Source organism: Rhodococcus sp. CX, from assembly GCF_015865005.1.
GTDB lineage: Bacteria > Actinomycetota > Actinomycetes > Mycobacteriales > Mycobacteriaceae > Rhodococcus.
Genome location: NZ_JADZGH010000227.1, coordinates 30,476 through 33,705 on the forward strand (window position 1 = coordinate 30,476; position 3,230 = coordinate 33,705).

Here is a 3,230-nt window from a genome sequence, read left to right on the forward strand (position 1 = left end):
GCACAACATCGGCAAGATCCTCACCTTGGTCGGTGGGGGTGGGTTGCCGGCCGTCGTGTGAAGCGGTGGTCCCGGGGCGGGAGACCCCGCCCCGGGACCGGCGCTGTGGTTCGCGGTCGCGGACCTTCGGCTATTTCGCAACAGCCCGCAGACCGACCGAATGTACCGTTCGCTCGGACTCGGGGTGGGTCGACACCGGTTCCGGGCGCGGTTATCGGCCGTCCGGAGCGGTGACCCGCTCGGTGTGGGCGCGCAGGGTCCGGGTGACATCGGTGAGGAACGCGGTGATCGCCGCCTGCTGGTCGTCGCTGTGGGCGGCGAACAGTTCCGCGACATCGCGCGCGAACGGCTCGTAGAGGGGCTGCAGGCGTGCTGCCATCCGGTCGGTGGCGACGACCAGGAGGATGCGGCGCCGGTCGGTGGTGTCGGGGACGCGGGTGATGTAGCCGGCGGCGGCCAGTCGGTCCGCGAGGCCGGTCACCGCCCCCGGGGTCAGGTGCAGGGCCCGGGCCAGATCCCCGGCGGTGGTCGGCCCGGATCGGGACAGCACGTCCAGGGCCCGATTGTCGGTGGCGGTCAGGCCGAGTCGGTGCGCGACCGCCTCGTGGAACATCACCACGGCCGTCGCGAAATCCCGGCCGAGGAGGTCGCCGGGTGTGATCGGTTCGTTCGTCATGCCTACCCCAAATTATTTCAGCGTTCTAAACTATATACCGCACTGAATCGAAGGAGGGTGAGATGACTGCATCGACCCACGACGCCGTCGGTGTGGACCGGGCACTGGCACGCGTCGCGGCTGCCTGGGAAGAAGGAAATCCCGAGTCCTACTCGCAGGCCTTCACCGCCGACGCCGACTACACGGCATTCGACGGCACCCACATGAGCGGACGCAGAGCGATCGCCGACGGTCACCGCGACCTGTTCGCGGGCATCATGCGCAATTCCCGCATGGTGACCGAACATCGCGACGTGCGTTTCCCTGCTCCCGACGTCGCGGTCGCGTGCGAACGCGGCGGAATCGTCATGTCCTGGCAGAAGCGGCGCACCGTCCCGACCGCGAAGCGCCGCTCCTCGGTGACCTTCGTCCTGGTCCGGCGGGACGGCACCTGGCTGGTGGACACCTTCCACAACACCCGCTATCGGCCGTGGTCGAACACCCTGCTCGGGCGCCTCACGCGGCGAGGCAACCCCACCTGACCCGAGCGAATGTACCGTTCGTCTCCTCAGATCGACCGAATGTACCGCTCGCTCGGAACAACCGGGGGCAGGTAGGGGACGGAAACGCCGATGTGGGTCGGTCCAGCACCGGGATCAGTCCAGCACCGACCCCATCACCCGGTCCACGGCGATCTCGACGACCACGCGAGTCGGGTTCTCCCGCGGCGGCCGGTACCGCCGGGTGTAGCGGTCGACCCCCTCGGCGACCGCGGCGGCGTCGCTGCGCACCCGCGCCGAGCCCTCCAGGGTGAGCCAACGCCCGCCGTCGACCTGCGACACCGCGGCGTAGCCGCCCCGGTCGGCGTTCAAGGCCTTCTGCGAGCCGGCGTTGGTGATCACCCGCACCACCCGGGCCTGCGGATCCCAGGTGAACCCGACCGCGACGACGTGCGGGGTGCCGTCCTTGCGCAGCGTCGTGAGTGTGCCGAGGTGGTATTCGGACAGGAACTGCAGTGCGCGCTCGCCGAGCGCGTCCGGGGTGCGGGCCATACCCGCGAGCCTAGAGCGCTCGACCTGCCCCGGGCACCGGCCCCCGACCGCGCCCGCACCGATCGGTCACGGAACACTGGCAGCCATGACCATCGCGCAGGGAAGCATCGTGATCTTCGGGGGCCGCAGCGAGATCGGGCTCGAGGTGGCCCGCCGGCTCGCCCCCGGCCGCACCGTGATCCTCGCCGCGCGCCGCGCCGGCGAGCTGGACGGCCCCCGGCAGGCGGTGCTGGCGGCGGGCGCGAGCGCGGTGCACACCGTCGAGTTCGACGCCGACGATCTCGACATCCACGAGCGGGTGCTCGAGCAGATCACCGCGGCGCACGGGCCGATCGACGTGGCGGTGCTCGCCTTCGGGATCCTCGGCGACCAGTCCCGCGCCGAAACCGACGCCGCGCATGCGATCGCGGTCGTGCACACCGACTATGTCGCGCAGGTCGCGTTGCTGACCCGGCTCGCGACGCGGCTGCGCGCGCAGGGTGCGGGCCGGATCGTGGTGTTCTCGTCGGTAGCCGGGGTGCGGGTGCGCCGCGCCAACTATGTGTACGGGTCGGCGAAGGCCGGGTTGGACGGGTTCGCGTCCGGGCTGGCGGACGCCCTGCACGGCAGCGGGGTGTCGTTGCTGCTGGTGCGGCCCGGTTTCGTGATCGGCCGGATGACCGAGGGGATGAGCCCGGCGCCGTTGTCGAGCACCGCGGATCAGGTGGCCGACGCGACCGTGCGGGCGTTGGGCCGCGGTCGCGGCGAGGTGTGGGTGCCGGGCCTGCTGAGGCCGGTGTTCTTCGGGATGCGGCTGCTGCCGCGGGCGATCTGGCGGCGGCTGCCGCGCTGACCGGCCGTCACAGTTTGTAGCCGATGGTGCGCAACAGCGCCTTGCGGTCCGCGACGTCGGCGTCGGATTCCACCCCGAGCGGCGGGCTGCCGTCGATGACACCGATGATGCCGCGGCCGAGATCGGTTTCGGCGATGACGATCTCGACCGGGTTGGCGGTGGCGCAGTAGATGCCGCACACCTCCGGGACCAGCTTGATCGCGTTGAGGATGTTCACCGGGTAGCCGTTGTCGACGAACACGACGAAGCAGTGTCCGGCGGCGAGCGCGAGGGCGTTGCGGGTGGCCAGGTCCGTGAGCGTGTCGTCGTTGCCGGAGTGCCGCACCAGGCGCACCCCGGACGCTTCGCAGAACGCGATCCCGAACCGCAGGTGCGGGCTGGATCCGGCGAGCGTTTCGTGCAGGTCCTCGACGGTCTTGATGAAGTGGGACTGGCCGACGATCACGTTGGTGTCCTCGGGTTTGTCGATGGCGACGACGCTCAGCTCCACGGGGTTCTCCCTTCGGGTCGCGGGTCAGGGCCGGCGGGTTTCGAGCAGGCGCAACCACACCTCGCTGACCGTCGGATACGACGGGACCGCATGCCAGAGCGTGTCCAACGGCACCTTCCCGACGAGCGCCACCGTCGCCGCGTGCACGAGTTCGGCGACCTCGGTGCCGGCGAAGGTGGCGCCGACGAGGGTGTCGGTGGC

5 protein-coding genes and 1 pseudogene are annotated in these 3,230 nt (G+C 70.6%); 2 read left to right on the forward strand and 4 right to left on the reverse strand.

From position 1 onward, the window contains the following. Positions 1–211: 211 nt before the first annotated feature. On the reverse strand, positions 212–676 hold the full coding sequence (locus I0Q12_RS25430; protein WP_197255897.1) for a MarR family transcriptional regulator: 465 nt from the start codon (positions 674–676) through the stop codon (positions 212–214). Positions 677–738: 62 nt separating this feature from the next. Here I0Q12_RS25430 and I0Q12_RS25435 point away from each other — a divergent pair, with 62 nt between their 5' ends. Further along, positions 739–1,197, forward strand: coding sequence for an SgcJ/EcaC family oxidoreductase (locus I0Q12_RS25435; protein ID WP_197255901.1), 459 nt, complete (start codon positions 739–741; stop codon positions 1,195–1,197). A 114-nt stretch (positions 1,198–1,311) separates the two neighbouring features. Here I0Q12_RS25435 and I0Q12_RS25440 read toward each other — a convergent pair whose 3' ends face one another. Then, positions 1,312–1,707, reverse strand: coding sequence for a TIGR03618 family F420-dependent PPOX class oxidoreductase (locus tag I0Q12_RS25440; RefSeq protein ID WP_197255904.1), 396 nt, complete (start codon positions 1,705–1,707; stop codon positions 1,312–1,314). Positions 1,708–1,792: 85 nt separating this feature from the next. On the opposite strand from I0Q12_RS25440, the gene I0Q12_RS25445 reads away from it, so the two are divergent. Further along, positions 1,793–2,539: an SDR family NAD(P)-dependent oxidoreductase gene (locus I0Q12_RS25445; RefSeq protein WP_197255906.1), complete on the forward strand. Its 747-nt coding sequence runs from the start codon at positions 1,793–1,795 to the stop codon at positions 2,537–2,539. Between the two features lie 7 nt (positions 2,540–2,546). Here the strand turns inward: I0Q12_RS25445 and I0Q12_RS25450 are convergent, their stop codons facing one another. Continuing rightward, on the reverse strand, positions 2,547–3,029 hold the full coding sequence (locus I0Q12_RS25450; protein ID WP_197255908.1) for an adenosine-specific kinase: 483 nt from the start codon (positions 3,027–3,029) through the stop codon (positions 2,547–2,549). Positions 3,030–3,053: 24 nt separating this feature from the next. Next, positions 3,054–3,230 (reverse strand): annotated as a pseudogene (locus tag I0Q12_RS25455) (pyridine nucleotide-disulfide oxidoreductase); the annotation flags it as partial.

Bases quoted from the DNA above. Each gene is read 5' to 3' on its own strand.
- I0Q12_RS25435 (WP_197255901.1), top strand. From the start codon at position 739: ATGACTGCATCGACCCACGACGCCGTCGGTGTGGACCGGGCACTGGCA.
- I0Q12_RS25430 (WP_197255897.1), bottom strand. From the start codon at position 676: ATGACGAACGAACCGATCACACCCGGCGACCTCCTCGGCCGGGATTTC.
- I0Q12_RS25445 (WP_197255906.1), top strand. From the start codon at position 1,793: ATGACCATCGCGCAGGGAAGCATCGTGATCTTCGGGGGCCGCAGCGAG.
- I0Q12_RS25440 (WP_197255904.1), bottom strand. From the start codon at position 1,707: ATGGCCCGCACCCCGGACGCGCTCGGCGAGCGCGCACTGCAGTTCCTG.